Genomic DNA, 21,063 nt, shown 5'->3' on the forward strand with positions numbered 1-21,063 from the left:
AATTTACCGTAGCTGCAAGTAATTTAAAGGAAATATTGAAGAGGTGCAGATATGAAACAAAGTATGACGTTGATCCCTACATTGAGGGAAGTGCCTGCAGATGCTGAAATCAAAAGTCATCAGCTGCTATTACGTGCAGGATTTATGAGACAAAACTCCAGCGGGGTTTATAGTTTTATGCCGCTTGGAAAAAAGGTGCTTCAAAAGGTTGAGGCGATCGTTCGGGAAGAGATGGAAAATGCTGGTGCAGTAGAATTGTTGATGCCGGCTTTACAACAAGCAGAATTCTGGCAGGAATCTGGACGCTGGTATACCTATGGTCCAGAGTTGATGCGGCTTAAGGATCGCAACAACCGTGAATTTGCGCTTGGTGCCACTCATGAAGAAGTGATAACCAGCTTAGTTCGCGATGAAGTGAAATCCTATAAGCGTCTCCCGTTGACGGTTTACCAAATCCAAACCAAATTCCGTGATGAAAAAAGACCGCGTTTCGGATTGTTGCGTGGACGTGAGTTCATCATGAAGGATGCTTATTCTTTCCATGCTAATCAAGAAAGCCTGGATGCTGTTTATAAAAATTTATATGCGGCATATTCGAATATATTTAGCCGTTGTGGGTTGAACTTCCGTGCTGTCATTGCCGATTCTGGGGCAATGGGTGGTAAGGATACACATGAATTCATGGTCCTGTCTGAAATAGGGGAGGATACCATCGCATATTCGGATACTTCCGATTATGCAGCCAATATTGAAATGGCACCTGTCAGTGTAAAATATGAAAAAAGCAGCGAAGAACAAATTGCACTTGAAAAAATTCATACACCAGGTCAAAAATCGATTGAAGAAGTTGCATCATTCTTGAATACTGATGCAGCGAAACTAATAAAATCATTATTGTTTAAAGTGGATGAAAAGTATGTGCTAGTTTTGGTACGAGGAGATCATGAAGTCAATGATATCAAGCTGAAGAATTTCTATAATGCTTCAATTGTTGATTTGGTCGATCCAAATGAGACGAAGGAAGTCTTAGGGTGTACAATTGGATCACTTGGACCAATAAAAGTCACTTCTGAAGTGGAAGTGATTGCGGATGTTGCCGTCGAAGTCATGGTTAATGGAGTTTGTGGTGCAAATGAGGAAGACCACCATTATGTGAACGTAAATCCCGCTCGTGATTTTAATGTGGCCAATTATATAGATCTTCGTTTCATCCAAGAGGGTGATCCATCACCGGACGGAAACGGAAAAATCAAATTTGCCAAAGGGATTGAGGTAGGCCACGTATTCAAACTGGGAACTAAATATTCCGAAGCTATGAATGCGACATTCCTAGATGAGAATGGACGGTCGCAGCCTATGATCATGGGATGTTATGGTATTGGAGTTTCCCGTACACTTGCAGCTGTTGCTGAACAATTCAACGATGAAAAAGGATTGGTCTGGCCAGCAAATTTAGCGCCATACCAAGTCCATTTGATTCCAATCAATATGAAAGATGGGGCTCAGGCTGCCCTGGCAGAAGATTTATATAATGATTTAAAGGCACAAGGCATGGAAGTTCTAATGGATGATCGTCAAGAACGTGCGGGTGTAAAATTCGCAGACTCTGACTTGATCGGTCTTCCTGTCAGGGTGACTGTTGGTAAAAAGGCATCCGACGGAATTGTCGAAGTGAAAATCCGTAAAACGGGTGAGGTTCTTGAACTCGAAAGAGCTGAACTAACTCAAAAGCTTCACGAAATACTGGGATAATTTAAAAATGGGGGAACTAGGCATCATTCAATTGGATGATGCCTTTCCTTTTCATGGATTTGGATACTAGTGAAACATTCATGATATGTTATAATAGCCTCTGATATCAAAACGAAAATGATAGTGAATAATATCTAAAGAGATAGTAGATAGGGGAGAGAGGGAATGGATCAAAATCCAAATAGCGGTAGAGAGAGATTTCAACTCTTGCTCCAGCAAATGGACTTGACCGAGGATGCCTTTGTGAATTATTTCATAGGTGCCGAAATTGATAAACTCTCAATCGAGAGGGAGTCCAAAACATGGCATTTTGCCTTTAATATACCTGCTTTAATTCCTTGCAGTGTTCATACAAGACTTGCTACTCATCTAGCAAGTACGTTTTCCCATATTGCAAAGGTCACATTCAACTTGAATGTGGCCAATCCGCAAGTGACCGAACAATTGGTAAAAGAGTATTGGAAAAACTGCATTGGCGAGCTTGAAGGCATGTCTCCAGCACTGTTGTCGCTACTGAATGATCAAGTGCCAACGGTAAATGGATATAAGCTTATCGTAAGCGCCCGAAATGATACAGAGGCTGGTCAGTTAAAACGAAAATACTCTGGCATCATTTCTAATATCTACCAAACATTCGGTTTTCCTCCGTTGACACTTGAAGCGGAAGTGAAGGAAACGGTTTCGAATCCAGATTATCAAAAGTTTTTAGAAGAGAAACAAAAGGAAGACACGGAAAAGGGACTTGCTGCGCTAGTGGAAATGCAGAAGAAAGAATCGGATAAAGGCGGCGACGATGGCGTCTACGAAGGACCGGTTAAAATTGGCTATACGATTAAAGAAGATGCGGATTTCCGCAGAATAGAACAAATTATCGATGAAGAGCGCAGGATTGCTATTGAAGGCTTCGTATTTGATGCAGAAGTGCGTGAGTTACGAAGCGGACGAAGCCTGTTGACATTTAAAGTCACGGATTACACGAGCTCGATATTGGTCAAAATGTTTTCGCGTGATAAAGAAGATGCCGCCATACTTGCCCGAGTGAAAAAAGGGATGTGGGTACGTGCCCAAGGCAGCATCCAAAATGATACATTCGTACGTGACCTTGTGATGATCGCAAATGATATAAATGAGATTTCTAAACAAGGACGGCAGGATAAGGCCCCAGAAGGAGAAAAGCGTGTAGAACTGCATTTGCACACCCCAATGAGCCAGATGGATGCAGTGACGCCTACTTCAGCGCTTGTTGCCCAGGCTGCAAAGTGGGGGCATAAGGCTGTGGCCATTACAGATCATGCGGGAGCACAATCATTCCCTGAAGCTTATAGTGCCGGGAAAAAGAATGGTATTAAAATCCTCTATGGCGTCGAAGTGAATCTTGTGGATGATGGTGTACCCATCGTTTATAATGAGGCACATATCGCTTTGGCAGATGCCACCTATGTTGTTTTTGACGTAGAGACGACGGGTCTGTCTGCCGTTTATGATACGATCATTGAATTTGCGGCAGTGAAAATTCGTGACGGTGACATCATTGATCGATTCGAGTCATTTGCTAATCCGCATCACCCACTATCCAATACGACGATAGAATTGACTGGAATCACTGATGATCTCGTAGAAAATGCTCCAGAGGTCTCGGAAGTGCTAGAAAAGTTCAAGGACTGGGCGGGCGATGCGATCCTGGTTGCCCACAACGCAGCCTTCGATATGGGGTTTTTGAATATAGGTTATAAAAACTTGGGTTATCCTAAAGCTTCCAATCCTGTTCTTGATACATTGGAACTTGCCCGTTTCTTATATCCAGAGTTTAAAAATCACCGTTTAAATACACTATGTAAGAAGTTCGATATTGATTTGACCCAGCATCATAGGGCCATTTATGATGCCGAAGCTACAGGTTACCTTATGCTGAAGATGCTGAAGGATGCAATGGAAAAGGAGATTACCCATCATGATCAACTTAATGACAATATGGGTAAAGGAAATGCTTATCAGCGTTCCCGGCCGTCCCATTGTACGCTGATCGCGCAAACACAGGCTGGCTTAAAAAACCTTTTTAAATTAATTTCAATTTCACACATCGATTATTTCTATCGTGTTCCGCGATTACCGCGCTCACAGCTTAAAAAGTATCGTGAAGGAATCCTTGTCGGATCGGGATGCGATAAAGGCGAAGTTTTTGAAGGGATGATGCAGAAGGGTTTTGAGGAAGTCGTCGATATCGCCGAGTTCTACGATTATCTGGAAATCCATCCGAAGGAAGTGTATCAGCATTTAATCGAGCTTGAATATGTACGGGATGATAAATCATTAGAAACGATCATCTCCAATATCGTCAAGCTTGGTGAAAAATTGGATAAGCCAGTCGTAGCCACGGGAAATGTGCACTATTTGGATCCGAATGATAAAATTTACCGTAAAATCCTTGTGAATTCACAAGGCGGCGCTAATCCGCTCAATCGTCATAAGCTACCTGACGTACATTTTCGGACAACGGATGAAATGCTTCGGGAATTCTCTTTCCTAGGTTCTGAGAAGGCCAAAGAGGTCGTGGTGACCAACACGAATAAAATCGCGGATATGATTGAAGATATAAAGCCTATCAAGGATGAGTTATACACACCTAAAATTGAAGGTGCAGATGAAGAGATGCGTGAAATGAGTTATGGCATGGCAAGGAAGATTTATGGAGAAAACCTGCCGGAAATCGTGGAAGCCCGTCTTGAGAAAGAATTGAAAAGCATCATAGGCCACGGTTTTGCCGTTATTTATTTGATTTCTCACAAACTTGTTAAAAAATCATTGAATGATGGTTATCTAGTTGGCTCAAGGGGATCTGTTGGATCATCTTTCGTTGCCACCATGACTGAAATTACAGAAGTGAACCCTCTGCCGCCGCATTATGTATGTCCTGAGTGCAAGAAATCCGAATTCTTCAATGACGGTTCTGTAGGTTCCGGGTTTGACCTGCCCGATAAAGACTGTCCCGATTGCGGCATCGCTTATACAAAAGACGGGCATGATATCCCGTTTGAAACTTTCCTTGGATTTAAAGGGGATAAGGTTCCGGATATCGACTTGAACTTCTCCGGTGAATATCAGCCGAAGGCCCATAACTATACGAAGGTCTTATTCGGTGAAGAATATGTATATCGTGCCGGAACGATTGGTACGGTCGCTGAAAAAACGGCTTATGGATATGTAAAAGGGTATTCCTCTGATAATAACATCCATATGCGAGGAGCCGAGACTGATCGCCTTGTTGCCGGTTGTACTGGTGTGAAAAGGACGACTGGACAGCACCCGGGCGGAATCATCGTTGTTCCGGATTATATGGATATCTATGATTTCACACCAATTCAGTTTCCTGCGGATGACCGGAATTCTGAGTGGAAAACAACTCACTTTGATTTCCATTCCATTCACGACAATATTTTGAAACTTGATATACTTGGACACGATGATCCGACTGTGATCCGGATGCTTCAAGATTTAAGTGGCATCGATCCAAAGACCGTTCCTACCGATGATCCGGAAGTAATGAAAATATTCAGCAGTACTGAATCTTTAGGAGTTACCGAAGAACAGATCATGTGTAAAACGGGTACGCTTGGCATCCCGGAATTTGGTACGCGTTTTGTCCGGCAGATGCTTGAAGATACGAAACCTACGACTTTTTCCGAGCTTGTTCAGATTTCAGGCCTTTCCCACGGTACGGATGTATGGCTGAGCAATGCACAGGAACTGATCCACAACCGGATTTGTACACTAAGTGAGGTTATAGGCTGCCGGGATGATATTATGGTCTATCTGATCTATCAAGGTCTCGATCCTTCCCTAGCGTTTAAAATCATGGAATCTGTACGTAAAGGGAAAGGGCTCTCGGAGGAATTCGAAGAGGAAATGAGGAAAAATGAGGTGCCGGAATGGTATATCGATTCTTGTAAGAAGATTAAATACATGTTCCCGAAAGCCCATGCTGCAGCTTACGTCTTAATGGCTGTCCGGATTGCCTATTTTAAAGTGCATCTGCCCTTATTATATTATGCAGCCTATTTCACAGTACGTGCCGATGATTTTGAAATCGACGCCATGACACGGGGGTCACAAGCGATCAAGGCAAAAATGGAAGAAATCATGGTAAAGGGATTGGATGCATCCACAAAGGAAAAGAATACATTGACGGTTCTTGAACTAGCTTTGGAAATGTGTGAACGAGGATTTTCATTCGCTAAAGTCGACTTGTACAAATCCAGTGCAGATCAATTCTTAATTGAAGGGAACACTTTGATTCCGCCTTTCAATTCGATACCAGGTCTTGGAACGAATGCGGCGATCAATATCGTCAACGCGCGGGAAAATGGTGAATTCCTCTCCAAAGAAGATCTTCAACAACGGGGTAAGGTTTCGAAGACCATCCTTGAATACCTTGATAAACAAGGCTGTCTGGAGTCATTGCCTGAACAAAATCAGTTATCTTTATTTTAAAGAGGAAACGGATTTCAAAAAGGAAGAAACAGACATGATATTTGCATAAATATCTTGATTATGGTATATTTTTATTGGAAATACTAAGAGGAACCAATGGCAAGAGTGGGGAAACCCACTCTTTCGTGTTGTATTGACCATTTAATTTTGAATCCGAAACCAAGCGCATACAACGCACGTATGGAGGAAACAAATGAGTAAAAAGGTAACGGAAGTCGTAGAGGAATTAGCATTACCAATTCTTGAGGAATTGCAGCTTGAATTAGTCGAAGTGGAGTATGTGAAGGAAGGTAAAAGCTGGTTCCTTCGAGTGTACATTGATAAAGAAACAGGCGTAGATATTGATGATTGCGGAAATGTGAGTGAAAAACTCAGTGAAAAGCTTGATGAGGTTGATCCGATTCCACAAAATTATTTTCTCGAAGTTTCATCACCCGGAGCTGAAAGGCCTCTGAAAAAAGAGAAGGATTTCCTTAATGCTATCGGTAAAAATGTTTACATAAAAACATACGAGCCCATTTTAGATGAAAAAGAATTCGAAGGAATCTTAACCAGTTTCGATGGTGAAGAAGTGACACTCGAAGTCAGAATCAAGACAAGAAAGAAAACGATCGTCATACCATTCGAAAAGGTAGCCAAGGCAAGATTGGCGATTACCTTCTCTTAAGTCAAGCAAATCATTAATTTAAATATCCGTAAGGGGGATCACCATGGGCAATGAGTTATTGGATGCTCTCTATATTTTAGAAAACGAAAAAGGAATTTCCAGGGAGGTTTTGATCGACGCGATTGAATCTGCCCTTATATCGGCATATCGCCGTAACTTTAACCAAGCACAAAATGTACGTATCGACTTGAATCTTGGTAAAGGAACAATGCGTGTATTTGCCAGAAAAGACGTTGTTGACGAAGTGTTCGATTCACGTCTGGAAATTTCTGTTGAAGAAGCAAGAGCAATTGATCCCAACTATCAGTTAGAGGATGTTGTCGAAATGGAAGTAACACCTAAGGATTTCGGCCGTATTGCTGCACAAACAGCAAAACAAGTCGTCACTCAAAGGGTGCGTGAAGCGGAACGGGGCATCATTTATGCCGAATTCATCGATCGTGAAGAGGATATCATGACTGGTATCGTTCAACGCCAGGACTCCCGATTCATTTATGTGAGCCTAGGTAAAATCGAGGCTTTGCTCCCGGTGAATGAGCAAATGCCGAATGAACAGTATAAACCTCATGACCGCATTAAAGTTTTCATCACTAAAGTTGAAAAGACTTCCAAGGGCCCGCAAATTTTTGTATCCCGTTCACATCCTGGCCTTTTAAAACGTTTATTCGAAATCGAAGTGCCTGAAATTTTCGATGGAACGGTAGAGATTAAGTCAGTTGCCCGCGAAGCAGGCGACCGTTCAAAAATCTCCGTGCACTCCGATAACGAAGAAGTCGATCCTGTCGGTTCCTGTGTAGGCCAAAAAGGCCAGCGTGTTCAGGCCATCGTCAACGAATTGAAAGGTGAAAAGATCGATATCGTCAAATGGTCGGAGAATCCGGTCATTTTCGTTGCGAATGCTTTAAGCCCTTCAAAAGTACTTGAGGTCATTGTTAAAGAAGAGGAAAAGGCGACGACTGTAATCGTTCCGGATTATCAACTCTCCCTGGCAATTGGCAAGCGTGGACAAAATGCCCGGTTAGCTGCCAAGCTTACAGGCTGGAAAATTGATATCAAGAGTGAAACGGAAGCCCGCGAAGCTGGTATATATCCTGTGGAAGAACAGGAATTCCTTTTGAGCAGAGATAGTTATGTTACTGAAGAGGAAACAGATTTCGAAGAGGATAACGAGTAATTCGAGGTGAAAAAAGATGAATAGCCGAAAAAAAATCCCGATGCGTAAATGTGTGGCAACAGGTGAAATGAAGCCGAAGAAAGAACTCATTCGCATCGTACGATCTAAAGAAGGAGAAGTCAGCCTGGATCCGACCGGTAAGAAATCTGGAAGGGGAGCTTATTTGACTCTTGATCGGGATGTTATCGAGCTGGCCAAAAAGAAAAATGTGCTGGCTAATCACCTTAGTACCCAAATCGATTCTTCCCTTTATGAACAATTGCTTGAATTAGTGAATAAGGAGAAAAACTAACACCATGACCCAACAACAACAATGGATGTCTCTATTAGGTTTGGCCAATCGAGCACGCAAGCTAATTTCGGGTGAAGAATTAGTGGTTAAAGAGATTAGAAGCGGTAATGCCAAAGTTGTTATTTTATCCGCGGACGCTTCAAAAAACACTGAAAAAAAAATATCTGATAAGTGCGCATTTTATCAGGTTCCTTTAAAAAGAGTCGAAAGCAGGTCATTGCTCGGCCATGCGATAGGTAAGGATGCTAGAGTTGCCGTCGCAGTTCTGGATGAAGGTTTTGCACAAAAACTCCGAACGCTGCTCGATTAAATTTTACGGGGGTGAACGTATGACAAAATTGCGTGTATATGAATATGCAAAACAAAAGAACGTTTCAAGCAAGGATGTAATAAATAAACTTAAAGAAATGAATATAGAGGTAACAAACCATATGACAGCATTAGACGATTCAACTGTAAATAAATTAAACGATTCAATCAAACCTAAAAACGAAGATAAAAGCCAAGAACCAAAAGCTAACGCTACGGTGGCGAAGTACGAAGCTGAAGCGGATGAAAAAAGCACAGTCAATAAAGAAAAACTGAAGAAGAAACCACCAGTTAAACCTGTTGGGACGAAAAAACCAACAGGTCAGTTCAACAAGAATCGCAATAACAAGAATAAAAATAATAAACAAAGACAACAAGCGCCTCAGGCACCTGTAACAAAACGTAAAGAAAGAGAACTTCCAGAGAAAATTACGTTTTATGAGTCTTTGACTGTTATGGAACTTGGGAAAAAATTGCACCGTGAACCTTCTGAAATCATTAAAAAGCTCTTTATGCTTGGTGTTATGGCAACAATCAACCAAACTTTGGATAAAGATGCAATTGAATTGATTTGTGCGGAATACGGTGTAGTGGCCGAAGAAGAGATTCGTGTCGACCTAACAGACCTTGAATCACTTGTCACTGAGGACGCTTCTGAAGATTTGATTGAACGTCCGGCTGTCGTGACGATCATGGGGCACGTTGACCATGGTAAAACGACATTGCTTGATTCCATACGCCATACAAAAGTTACTGAAGGCGAAGCGGGCGGAATCACTCAGCATATCGGTGCTTATCAAGTTAAAGTTAACGATAAGAAAATAACATTCCTGGATACACCAGGTCATGCTGCGTTTACAACAATGCGTGCCCGCGGTGCACAAGTTACCGATATCACCATTCTTGTCGTCGCTGCGGATGATGGCGTTATGCCTCAAACGATTGAAGCGATCAACCATGCTAAAGCGGCAGAAGTACCAATTATCGTCGCTGTCAATAAGATGGATAAAGAAGCCGCAAATCCGGACCGTGTCATGCAAGAATTGACAGAACATGGTTTAGTTTCTGAAGCATGGGGCGGAGACACAATTTTCGTACCAATTTCAGCTAAGAACGGTGAGGGTATCGATAGCTTGCTTGAAATGATTCTTCTTGTCAGTGAAGTGGAGGAGTATAAAGCGAATCCAGCTCGTAAAGCAAATGGAACGGTTATCGAAGCACGTTTGGATAAAGGGCGCGGATCGGTCGCCACATTGCTAGTTCAAAACGGAACGTTGAAAATCGGTGATCCGATTGTTATCGGTAATACATTCGGACGTGTTCGTGCGATGGTTAACGATCTTGGACGCCGTGTTAAGGATGCTGGTCCTTCAACACCGGTTGAAATCACTGGATTGAACGAAGTGCCACAAGCCGGCGATCGTTTCATCGTCTTTGAAGATGAGAAAACGGCCCGTCAAGTTGGGGAAGTGCGTGCACAGAGACAACTTGCTTCACAACGCAATGAGAAATCCCGTGTAACCCTGGATACTTTGTTCGAACAAATGAAAGAAGGGGAAATTAAAGAATTGAACATCATTCTAAAAGCTGATGTTCAAGGTTCTGCGGAAGCAGTAGCCGCTTCCCTGAATAAAATAGAAGTGGAAGGCGCTAAAGTGAAAATCATTCACATTGGCGTTGGTGCCATTACAGAGTCTGACATCATCCTTGCTACAGCTTCGAATGCAATCGTCATCGGATTTAATGTCCGTCCTGACGTGAATGCGAAGCGTGCAGCAGAATCAGAAAATGTTGATGTCCGCCTTCACCGCATCATCTATAAAGCGATCGAAGAAATCGAGTCGGCTATGAAAGGGATGCTTGACCCTGAATTCGAAGAAAAAATTATCGGTCAGGCTGAAGTTCGTACGACTTTCAAAGTATCCAAGGTAGGTACGATTGCCGGTTCTTACGTTACAGAAGGAAAAATTACACGTGATAGCGGAATTCGCTTAATTCGTGAAGGTGTCGTCATTTACGAAGGTGAAATTGATGCATTGAAACGTTTTAAAGATGATGTTAAAGAAGTGGCAACGAACTATGAGTGCGGTATTACGATTAAAAATTACAACGACCTTAAAGAAGGCGATGTAATTGAAGCGTATGTAATGGAAGAGATCGAACGTAAATGATCGTTGGCTCTGTCCAATGTGAATGCATCATCCATGACACCCATTCTTTAAAAGAAAAAAGGGCCGTGCTTCAGCGTGTCATGACACGGCTTAAGCAGAAGTTTAACATTTCTGTAGCAGAGACCGATTTTCAGGATTTATGGCAGCGGACAAAGATTTCAATCGTAACCGTAACATCCTCAAGGAAGGCTACTGAACGGGAACTTCAAAATGCCCTTAAATTTCTAGATTCTTTTCCGGAACTAGAGCGAACAATAACAGATATAGACTGGCTTTAGGCTATCGAGGTGATATTATGAGCCTTCGTTCAAATCGTGTTGGCGAACAAATGAAAAAAGAGCTGAGTGAAATAATCGGCCGAAAAATTAAAGATCCAAGAATCGGATTTGTTACAGTGACGGATGTCGCGGTTACAGGCGATTTACAACAGGCAACAGTTTATATTTCCGTTTTGGGTGACCAGGAACAAAGGGAGAAAACCCTGCAAGGTCTAGCTAAGGCAAAAGGATTCATGCGTTCAGAAATTGGGCAGCGAATCCGCCTGCGCAAAACCCCTGAGCTGTTTTTTGAATTTGATGAATCGGTCGATTATGGTAATCGTATCGAGTCGTTGATTTCCCAAATCAATTCAGAGGATAAACCGGCTGAAAAAGACGAGGAATAAGCAAGCAGTAAAAGGGAGGCCGACTCAATAAGTGCTTTGCACTTCTTGAAGTCGGTCTCTTTTTTTTGAAAACCGAATATGAAAAAAGGAAAAACACCTTTCGGAATGGGCTTCATAATAGTTTAAGGTGTTTTATAAAAGATGAGGTGAAAGCGTGAACGGTATTCTTCCATTATGGAAACCCAAGGGATTGACATCCCATGATTGTGTTTTTAAATTAAGAAAGATTTTAAAGACAAAAAAGGTTGGGCACACAGGTACTTTAGATCCTGATGTAACAGGGGTTCTACCTATTTGTATTGGCAGGGCAACAAAGATAGCTGAATATTTGACAGAAGCCGGTAAAGCGTATGAAGGGGAAGTGACCCTTGGTTTTTCAACAACGACTGAAGACGCAAGCGGTGAAAAAGTCGAAGAGAAAAAGATTGATCAAGTGATTCAGCGTAAACGGATTCTGGAAGTTCTTGAATCATTGACTGGGAAAATTGAACAGACCCCGCCGATGTTTTCAGCGGTAAAGGTAAACGGTAAGAAATTATATGAATATGCCCGTGCAGGGATAGAAGTGGAGAGGCCGACAAGGGAGGTCACCATCTATGATATTACCCTCCTCGATGATCGTTCTGAATTTAAAGGGGAAACCATATCTTTTCGTTTTCGCGTAAAATGCAGCAAAGGGACGTATATTCGGACGCTTGCAGTCATGATAGGTGAAGAACTGGGTTTTCCTGCCCATATGTCAGACTTGACACGTATTGAATCAGCAGGTTTTAAGCAGGAGGACTGTTTTACATTTGCTGAAGTGGAAGAGTTCATGGAAAGTGGTCAAACGGAAGAATTTCTGTTGCCTTTGGAGCGGGGATTATTTCATTTGCCCAAATTTCAGATTAGTGATAAAGTAGCAAAGAAAGTACTTAACGGCGCGGTATTGGAACAAACAAAGGATGTTGTTGTTGAAAAAGGAAAGCCTTTTGTGATGGTCGATCCAGCAGATAAGGCCATTGCCATTTATCAAATACATCCGACAAAAGAGGGATTAATTAAACCTGTAAAAGTATTGGCACAAGAAATATAGACCGTTTTACCGCCGGAAAGAGGAGATTGAAAGGTGAAAGTGATCGCAATAGAGCATCCTCATCAATTTAATTCGGATGATTTTCCCGAGCTTGTGATGGCGCTTGGATTTTTTGATGGTATACATAAAGGTCATCAGATTGTTATTCAAACCGCCAAGCAAAAAGCCGATGAAATGAATCTTAAGTCAGCAGTCATGACATTTGACCCGCATCCTTCAGCAGTACTGGGTAGGAAAACGGAAAATATCCGCTATATCACTCCACTTGAAGATAAGGTGGATATCATAGAGTCGTTGGGGATCGATTATTTATTCATTGTCCATTTCAGCAAGGAATTTGCTTCGGTACTGCCGGAACGGTTCGTTGACGAATATATTGCCGGGCTGAATGTCCGTCATGTAGTTGCAGGCTTTGATTATTCATACGGTCGCTATGGTCAAGGGTCGATGGAAGATTTGCCTGTTTACGCACAGGGCAGATTTTCGCAGACAGTCGTTGAAAAACAGACACTTGAAGATATAAAGGTTAGCTCGACAAGAATCAGGGAAACTCTCGGTAATGGCAACTTTTCCGACTTTTATCATTTGGCAGGCCGACGCTATTTAACGAAAGGTCATGTCGTTCACGGTGAAAAGCGGGGCAGGAAGCTGGGTTTCCCCACCGCTAATATTGAAGTAAGTGACGATTATATCTTCCCTGCTGCAGGCGTATATGCCGTCAGGATCAAAATAAGCGGTAAATGGTATAATGGAGTTTGCAATGTCGGTTACAAACCTACGTTCCACGACGAAAAACCTGAATATCCAACTGTAGAGGTTCATGCCTTGGAGTTCTCGGGGGATATTTATGGCAACCAGGTTTCGGTTGAATGGCATACAAGACTTCGGAGTGAGCAGAAATTTTCCGGACTTGAAGCATTGGTCGCTCAGATCGAAACGGATAAGCAAAATGCATTAGCCTATTTTGCAAAGCTTGAAGCTTAAAAAGACAAGACTTGCAATTTTAATGAAAAACATGTATTCTATTGTATGTATGAAAATAACCATTGCTTGGCTAGTCGAGACTCCGACGCTGGCTCGGTAATAGGTGATTTTACAGAATTTTAGGAGGAATATTAACATGGCAATTACACAAGTACGCAAAAACGAACTTATCGCTGAGTTCAGAACTCACGATACTGACACTGGATCTCCAGAAGTTCAAATCGCAGTATTAACAGAAGAAATCAACAACTTGAACGATCACTTACGCACACACAAAAAAGACCACCATTCACGTCGCGGTCTTCTAAAAATGGTAGGTAAACGTCGTAATCTTTTAACTTACCTACGTAACAAAGACGTTACTCGTTACCGTACACTAATTAACAAATTAGGTCTACGTAGATAATTTTTTCAGGAAGGCGGGAAATTTCCCGCTTTTTTGATGTTAATCAAATGATTTGGACGTTTTCTACTTAAGGCTGGGCCTTCGTCCTTGGGACTCGGCAGGAGCCGGGTCCTTTTCCATTTATAAATGATCAGGATATACATAATCAAATGAATGAAATTTTTATTCATTTTACTGTTAATGCTTGTTTTTTTCGTGCATAATAGGAATAGTTTGGTTTTAACTCGAGTTCAGTTACTTTCACATATAAATGATTTAATCCAATACAGGTTTAGGTAAACTAAGCCTCTAAGTGAAGATTCAGAGAGGGGTTTAATAAATGGGACAGGAAAAACATACGTATTCATTTGACTGGGCCGGCCGTAATGTAACGGTAGAGATAGGGCAATTAGCCAAACAAGCGAACGGGGCAGTTTTAGTCCGTTATGGAGAAACTGCTGTATTAAGTACAGCGACAGCTTCGAAAGAACCTAGAAATGTTGACTTCTTCCCTTTGACAGTCAACTACGAGGAAAGACTTTATGCAGTCGGTAAAATTCCGGGAGGCTTCATCAAACGTGAAGGGAGACCGAGTGAAAGGGCAATTCTTGCAAGCCGTTTAATCGATCGTCCAATCCGTCCGCTTTTCGCCGATGGCTTCAGGAACGATGTTCAGATCATCAGCATGGTCATGAGTGTCGATCAAGATTGCTCTACGGAAATGGCAGCCATGCTAGGTTCTTCCCTTGCACTTTCAGTTTCCGATATTCCGTTCGAAGGTCCGATTGCTGGAGTTGTAGTGGGGAGAATCAATAATGAATTCATTATTAACCCTACTGTTGACCAACTAGCTAAAAGTGACATCAATCTGACGGTTGCCGGCACTAAAGATGCTATCAACATGGTTGAAGCCGGAGCAAATGAAGTACCAGAGGAAACCATGCTTGAAGCAATCATGTTTGGACATGATGAAATCAAGAAAATCATTGCATTCCAAGAGAAAATCGTTGCTGAAATCGGCAAGGAAAAAATGCAGGTCACTTTATACCAAGTGGATGCGGTACTGGAAGCAGAAGTGAAAGGCCTATGTGAAGCAGACTTGAACAAAGCTGTACAAGTTCAGGAAAAACATGCTCGTGAAGACGCGATCAAAGAAGTAAAAGATCGTGTGTTGGTTCATTATGAAGAAGAAGCTGATGAAGAAAAATTAAAGCAAATCAAAGAAATCCTGAATAAATTGGTCAAATCCGAAGTCCGCCGTTTGATCACGGAAGAAAAAGTGCGCCCGGATGGCCGTAACCCTGACGAAATCAGACCATTATCATCTGAAGTCACCATTCTGCCCCGTACACATGGTTCCGGATTGTTCACGCGCGGACAAACCCAAGCACTATCCATCTGTACATTAGGTGCACTTGGTGATGTGCAGATTCTGGATGGACTTGGAACCGAAGAGTCAAAACGTTTTATGCATCACTATAATTTCCCGCATTTCAGTGTAGGTGAAACAGGTCCTATCCGTGGGGCAGGACGCCGTGAAATCGGTCATGGTGCACTTGGAGAAAGAGCATTGGAGCCTGTCATTCCAAATGATAAAGACTTCCCATATACAATCAGACTTGTTTCAGAAGTCCTTGAATCGAACGGTTCAACTTCACAAGCAAGTATCTGTGCAAGCACTTTGGCAATGATGGATGCCGGTGTTCCATTGAAAGCTCCAGTTGCCGGTATTGCCATGGGCCTTGTCAAAACAGGTGAGCACTATACAATCTTAACGGATATTCAAGGTATGGAAGATCATCTGGGAGACATGGACTTTAAAGTCGCAGGGACTTCAAAAGGTGTTACTGCCCTACAAATGGATATTAAGATTGAGGGACTTTCAAGAGAGATTCTTGAAGAAGCATTACTTCAAGCCAAACATGGCCGGATGCACATTTTGGAATCAATGATGTCAACAATCAATCAACCGCGTGAGCAGTTATCCAAATATGCCCCAAAAATCGTTACAATGTCCATCAATCCGGATAAGATCCGTGATGTCATTGGGCCGAGCGGAAAACATATCAACAAAATCATTGAAGAAACTGGGGTGAAAATCGACATCGAACAAGATGGAACGGTATTCATATCTTCTACTGATGAACCAATGATTCAAAAAGCGAAGAAAATCATTGAGGATATCGTACGTGAAGTCGTAGTGGGCGAACTATACTTAGGTAAAGTTAAACGTATCGAAAAGTTCGGTGCCTTCGTTGAAATCTTCAATGGTAAAGACGGTTTGGTACATATTTCTGAACTGGCTGAAGAAAGAGTCGGAAAAGTGGAAGATGTCGTTTCACTTGGCGATGAATTATTGGTCAAAGTTACTGAGATCGATAAGCAAGGAAGGGTAAACCTTTCCCGTAAAGCAGTCTTGAAAGAGCAAAAAGAGGCAGCAAACCCTTCTCAATCGTAATGAAATATGAAAATCCGGCATGCGATTCCTTGTGAATCTGCATGCTTTTTTTGTTTAAAGGTATTGGAATATCCATAGTACGAAGGCGTTAAAAGGATGTCATGTTCTACCTTGTCCGTTTTCTTCATACATTTTGGTATGAAGGGGGCGTAAAAAATGAATAATAAATGGAAGCAGATAGTTGCGATAAGTGCCATTGCAGGTATATCATGGTTATTAGTGCAAAATCCATATACACAAATTTATTTGACCCAATTAACCGATGATTCAGTTGCTTCAATGAAGCAAGAAGACGAGCTTCTTTTACAAATAAAAGAATCAACAAAAAAATATGAGATTGCACCACAGGATGCACGAATAGATTCTGTTTGGAAAACCGTTCCTGCATATAACGGCCTGAAAGTAAATATTGATGATTCGTATAAAGCCATGAAGAAGGAGGGCGTGTTCGATAAGGATAAGCTGGTATTTCAGCAGGTCCCTGCAAAGATACATATGGAGGATCTGGATCCGGCTCCCATTTACCGGGCTCATCCCGAAAAGCCAGTGGTTTCATTTTTAATCAATGTGGCCTGGGGGAATGAATACTTACAAGATATGTTGGCCGTGTTAAAAAAGAATAATGTCAAGGCCACTTTTTTCCTTGAAGGTAATTGGACCAAGAAAAATCCTGAATTGGCCAAGATGATTAAGGGTGGCGGGCATGAAATTGGAAATCATTCTTATTCACATCCAGATATGAAGAACATATCCGCACAAGCTACACGTGAGGAAATTCGCAAAACGAATGAAGTCATTGAAGCGGTGACAGGTTTGAAAATGAAATGGTTCGCACCGCCAAGTGGAAGCTACCGGGATGAAACGGTGAAAATCGCGGATTCTTTCGGTATGGAGACCGCCATGTGGAGTGTGGATACGATTGACTGGCAAAAGCCAAGCCCTGAAGTCCTTCAACAAAGAGTGCTTTCTAAGGTACACCCTGGAGCATTTATATTGATGCATCCGACTGAATCTACTGCAAAATCATTGGAAACGTTAATAATTGAAATAAAAAAGAAAGATTTAGATGTTGTTACCGTTTCAGAAGCAGTAGATGAAGAGCGATCGAATCCATAATGTATTAGTAACGATAGCAGCATAGAATGATTGGGAGGAATGTTAGTTGATTAAGAAATACACGTGTCAAAATGGAGTTAGAATTGTATTGGAAAATATTCCAACTGTACGTTCAGCAGCAATTGGAGTATGGATCAAAACAGGTTCAAGAAATGAAACACCAGAATTGAATGGGGTTTCACATTTCCTGGAGCATATGTTCTTCAAAGGGACAACTACGAGAAATGCGCGTGAAATTGCCGAGTCGTTCGATAGTATTGGTGGACAGGTGAATGCATTCACTTCAAAAGAATATACATGCTATTATGCTAAAGTAATGGATAACCATGCAAGTTATGCGCTTGAAATCCTTGCTGATATGTTCTTCAACTCAACATTTGATGGGGAAGAATTGAAAAAAGAAAAAAATGTCGTCTATGAAGAAATCAAAATGTACGAAGACACACCCGATGACATTGTCCATGACCTCTTAAGCAAGGCGGTATATGAAAACCACCCCCTTGGTTATCCAATACTAGGGACGGAAAATACGCTTGAAACTTTCAATAGTGATACATTAAAAAAATACGTCCATGACATGTATACACCCGATAAAGTAGTCGTGTCCATTGCTGGGAATGTGGATGAAAAATTGATCAAGGAAGTCGAAAGCTACTTTGGCTCGTATCAAGGAGGGGAAGACCGTCTTGAATTGGTCAAACCTTCCTTCCATGAAAATAGGATCACCCGTAAAAAAGATACGGAACAAGCCCACTTATGCCTAGGTTATAACGGATTGGAAATCGGCAATGATAAAACATACAGCCTGATTACCTTGAATAATATTCTTGGAGGAAGCATGAGCAGCCGCCTATTCCAGGACGTCAGGGAGCAACGCGGCCTAGCCTATTCCGTTTACTCTTATCATTCCAGCTATCAAGATAGCGGTATGGTGACAGTATATGGGGGGACAGGCACAAATCAGCTTGACAGCCTGTATGAAACCATTCAGGAAACATTGGATACTTTAAAAAGGGATGGCATAACGGAAAAGGAATTACGGAATAGTAAAGAGCAGCTTAAAGGAAGCTTGATGCTCAGCCTTGAAAGCACGAATAGCCGCATGAGCCGGAACGGAAAAAATGAGCTTATGTTGGGTGAGCACCGTTCACTAGATGATATCATCATCAAGATCGACGAAGTGACAGAGGATACCGTCAATGAATTGGCTAATCAGATCTTTACGAAACATTCCTTGTCATTAGTGAGCCCGCTGGAAAACTGGGACAAATAATTACGAAAAAGTCTGGACCTTCCTTTTATTAAGGGGAGGTCAGGCTTTTTTTTGAAGGAGTGAGGGTCCAGTATCATGGACAATATTTGGATAAATGCCTTCTAAGTTTACCTTTTTCGGATATAGATTGAATAGAAGGCGAAAAAGGGGGAACCAAATTTGAGGTTAAGTGAACTGAGCGGTAAGGAAATAGTCGATGTGAATAGGGCGGAAAGATTAGGAATCCTTGGTCAGACGGATTTGGAAATAGATGAAACTGGACAAATTACCTCGTTGATCATCCCATCTGTCAAATGGTTCGGCCTTTTAAGGAATGGCAGTGAAATAAGAGTGCCATGGGAACATATAAAAAAAATCGGTGCGGATATGGTCATCATTGATTTTCAGGAAGGACTTTCACTTAAAGACGGAGAGCAAATGGACGGATAATGAAGCTCGTGCCATTCTCCCTGGAACTTCTCGAAATGCACTCACGCAAACGCCTTAGCTGGTTATAGCTATGGCGTTTTTTCTTTTCTTATCACCGTTTTTTAAGTAAAAACATAAGATGGCAGGGTAACTAGAGAATGTAGCAAAAACCGAATTGCTTCCTGAAGGAATTATCATGAGGCAAGGAATGTTTAGGATCTTTTATATAAAGAAGGTGACGGTTTTAATGCTCACAGGCATGCAAATCGCTGTAATTGGTGGAGATGCGCGTCAGCTTGAAGTTGTCCGTAAACTGACGGAGCTTGATGCAAAGCTATTATTGGTAGGTTTTGAACAGCTCGACCATGCTTTTACCGGAGCGGTTAAGGAAAAAATGGAAGATATAAACTTCAAGGAATTAGATTCAGTTATTTTACCTGTCCGGGGCACGGATTCAGATGGGAAAGTAGAAACGATCTTTTCCAGTGAAGAGGTTGTTTTGACTGAAGAAATGATAAAAAATACCCCGGCACATTGCACTTTTTATGCAGGAATCAGTAACGATTACCTTGATGAGATATTCAAGAAAGTGGATCGCAAACTCGTTTTATTGTTCGAACGTGATGATGTGGCTATTTATAATTCGATTCCCACTGTTGAGGGTGCAATCATGATGGCCATTCAACATACGGATTTTACTATCCATGGATCGAATGTAGCCGTTCTCGGGCTGGGAAGGGTCGGGATGAGTGTAGCCCGGTCATTCCATGCACTTGGAGCAAAAGTGAAGGTGGGGGCAAGAAAAAGCGAAGATATTGCGAGGATCAGTGAAATGGCATTAGCCCCTTTTCATTTAAATGACCTTGCTGCAGAAATGAAAGATGTTGATATATGCATCAATACGATCCCTTTTCCGATAATTACCGCAAAAGTCATAGCTAATATGCCCGTTCATACATTAATCATCGACCTTGCTTCAAAACCGGGGGGGACTGACTTTCGTTACGCTGAAAAAAGGGGAATCAAGGCGCTGTTGGCACCGAGCCTACCGGGCATAGTTGCCCCGAAAACAGCTGGTCAAATATTAGCGAATGCACTGGGACTATTGATTCAAGGCGAGTTCTTGAAAAGGAAGGGGAAAATGATATGAGTCTCAAAGGTAAACGGATTGGCTTCGGATTAACCGGATCACACTGCACATATGATGAAGTTTTTCCGGAAATAGAAAAACTTGTAAATGAAGGTGCGGAAGTCATCCCAATCGTAACATCGACTGTACAAAACACGGAAACCCGTTTTGGAAAGGGCGAGGATTGGGTCGAAAGAATAGAAAAATTGACGGGGAACCATGTCGTTGATACAATCGTCAAAGCAGAGCCTTTAGGACCTAAATTGCCGCTTGATTGCATGGTGATCGCTCCTTTAACGGGTAACTCAATGAGTAAAATGGCAAATGCTCTTACCGATTCGCCAGTACTTATGGCTGCAAAGGCGACGATGAGAAATCACCGTCCAGTCGTGGTCGCAATATCAACAAATGATGCACTTGGGTTAAATGGTGTCAATCTAATGAGGCTGATGGCAGCTAAAGATATTTATTTCGTTCCATATGGCCAGGATAATCCCACAGGCAAACCAAGTTCCATGGTTGCAAGGATGAGCATGATAAGGGATACGATCATGGCGGCACTGGAAAGGGAACAAATTCAACCTGTCATCGTCGAAAGGTTCAAGGATGATTTAGCCTGAACAAGTATTTCTGACTCGATCCGCTTTCTATCGACTGACATATATGCATAAATTTGTAGGTTGAAGTTATAAAAACCCACTCCACTACCAGAATATTT

Annotated in this window: 18 protein-coding genes; all 18 read left to right on the forward strand. The window is 42.0% G+C overall.

The annotated features are described in order from the left end of the window. Nucleotides 1-51 precede the first annotated feature (51 nt). The 18 genes from ACIQ0C_RS09985 to ACIQ0C_RS10070 all read left to right on the forward strand — a co-directional run bounded on the left by ACIQ0C_RS09985 (nt 52) and on the right by ACIQ0C_RS10070 (nt 20,965). Complete coding sequence (locus ACIQ0C_RS09985) at nt 52-1,752, forward strand: proline--tRNA ligase (RefSeq protein ID WP_403059342.1); 1,701 nt, start codon at nt 52-54, stop codon at nt 1,750-1,752. Nucleotides 1,753-1,917: 165 nt separating this feature from the next. Then, on the forward strand, nt 1,918-6,240 hold the full coding sequence (locus ACIQ0C_RS09990) for a PolC-type DNA polymerase III (protein WP_403059344.1): 4,323 nt from the start codon (nt 1,918-1,920) through the stop codon (nt 6,238-6,240). 193 nt (nt 6,241-6,433) lie between these two features. After that, nucleotides 6,434-6,907 (forward strand): ribosome maturation factor RimP, encoded by a 474-nt coding sequence (rimP, locus tag ACIQ0C_RS09995; protein ID WP_063231836.1) that lies wholly within the window; start codon nt 6,434-6,436, stop codon nt 6,905-6,907. 43 nt (nt 6,908-6,950) lie between these two features. Next, nucleotides 6,951-8,081: a transcription termination factor NusA gene (gene nusA, locus ACIQ0C_RS10000; RefSeq protein WP_048684764.1), complete on the forward strand. Its 1,131-nt coding sequence runs from the start codon at nt 6,951-6,953 to the stop codon at nt 8,079-8,081. A gap of 16 nt (nt 8,082-8,097) precedes the next feature. After that, on the forward strand, nt 8,098-8,373 hold the full coding sequence (rnpM, locus tag ACIQ0C_RS10005; RefSeq protein ID WP_061462443.1) for an RNase P modulator RnpM: 276 nt from the start codon (nt 8,098-8,100) through the stop codon (nt 8,371-8,373). Between the two features lie 4 nt (nt 8,374-8,377). Continuing rightward, on the forward strand, nt 8,378-8,683 hold the full coding sequence (locus ACIQ0C_RS10010; protein WP_034313614.1) for a YlxQ family RNA-binding protein: 306 nt from the start codon (nt 8,378-8,380) through the stop codon (nt 8,681-8,683). Nucleotides 8,684-8,702: 19 nt separating this feature from the next. Next, nucleotides 8,703-10,853 (forward strand): translation initiation factor IF-2, encoded by a 2,151-nt coding sequence (infB, locus tag ACIQ0C_RS10015; protein ID WP_402839448.1) that lies wholly within the window; start codon nt 8,703-8,705, stop codon nt 10,851-10,853. After that, a complete protein-coding gene (locus tag ACIQ0C_RS10020; protein ID WP_034313609.1) occupies nt 10,850-11,131 on the forward strand; it encodes a DUF503 domain-containing protein in 282 nt (93 codons plus the stop codon). Before infB ends, ACIQ0C_RS10020 begins: the two co-directional genes overlap by 4 nt. A 17-nt stretch (nt 11,132-11,148) precedes the next feature. Beyond that, nucleotides 11,149-11,517, forward strand: a complete 369-nt coding sequence (gene rbfA, locus ACIQ0C_RS10025) for a 30S ribosome-binding factor RbfA (protein ID WP_034313607.1) — start codon at nt 11,149-11,151, stop codon at nt 11,515-11,517. Nucleotides 11,518-11,671: 154 nt separating this feature from the next. Continuing rightward, nucleotides 11,672-12,592 carry a tRNA pseudouridine(55) synthase TruB gene (gene truB, locus ACIQ0C_RS10030; RefSeq protein WP_402839446.1) on the forward strand — a complete coding sequence of 307 codons (921 nt, stop codon included), beginning with the start codon at nt 11,672-11,674 and terminating at the stop codon, nt 12,590-12,592. Nucleotides 12,593-12,625: 33 nt separating this feature from the next. Next, nucleotides 12,626-13,576 (forward strand): bifunctional riboflavin kinase/FAD synthetase, encoded by a 951-nt coding sequence (ribF, locus tag ACIQ0C_RS10035; RefSeq protein WP_403059346.1) that lies wholly within the window; start codon nt 12,626-12,628, stop codon nt 13,574-13,576. Between the two features lie 136 nt (nt 13,577-13,712). After that, nucleotides 13,713-13,982: a 30S ribosomal protein S15 gene (gene rpsO, locus ACIQ0C_RS10040; protein ID WP_034313598.1), complete on the forward strand. Its 270-nt coding sequence runs from the start codon at nt 13,713-13,715 to the stop codon at nt 13,980-13,982. A gap of 319 nt (nt 13,983-14,301) precedes the next feature. Further along, nucleotides 14,302-16,419: a polyribonucleotide nucleotidyltransferase gene (gene pnp, locus ACIQ0C_RS10045; protein WP_402839442.1), complete on the forward strand. Its 2,118-nt coding sequence runs from the start codon at nt 14,302-14,304 to the stop codon at nt 16,417-16,419. A 156-nt stretch (nt 16,420-16,575) separates the two neighbouring features. Beyond that, the gene (locus ACIQ0C_RS10050) at nt 16,576-17,535 is read left to right on the forward strand and encodes a polysaccharide deacetylase family protein (protein WP_403059348.1); all 960 of its coding nucleotides are present in this window, start codon (nt 16,576-16,578) and stop codon (nt 17,533-17,535) included. Between the two features lie 46 nt (nt 17,536-17,581). Continuing rightward, complete coding sequence (locus tag ACIQ0C_RS10055; protein ID WP_403059350.1) at nt 17,582-18,808, forward strand: M16 family metallopeptidase; 1,227 nt, start codon at nt 17,582-17,584, stop codon at nt 18,806-18,808. A 159-nt stretch (nt 18,809-18,967) separates the two neighbouring features. After that, a complete protein-coding gene (locus tag ACIQ0C_RS10060) occupies nt 18,968-19,237 on the forward strand; it encodes a YlmC/YmxH family sporulation protein (RefSeq protein WP_402839438.1) in 270 nt (89 codons plus the stop codon). Between the two features lie 226 nt (nt 19,238-19,463). Continuing rightward, nucleotides 19,464-20,366 carry a dipicolinic acid synthetase subunit A gene (gene dpaA / locus ACIQ0C_RS10065; RefSeq protein WP_402839756.1) on the forward strand — a complete coding sequence of 301 codons (903 nt, stop codon included), beginning with the start codon at nt 19,464-19,466 and terminating at the stop codon, nt 20,364-20,366. After that, complete coding sequence (locus ACIQ0C_RS10070; RefSeq protein WP_403059352.1) at nt 20,363-20,965, forward strand: dipicolinate synthase subunit B; 603 nt, start codon at nt 20,363-20,365, stop codon at nt 20,963-20,965. Before dpaA ends, ACIQ0C_RS10070 begins: the two co-directional genes overlap by 4 nt. Nucleotides 20,966-21,063: the final 98 nt, after the last annotated feature.

The sequence above is a fragment of the Peribacillus sp. NPDC096448 genome (genome assembly GCF_044762675.1).
Classification (GTDB): domain Bacteria; phylum Bacillota; class Bacilli; order Bacillales; family DSM-1321; genus Peribacillus; species Peribacillus frigoritolerans_B.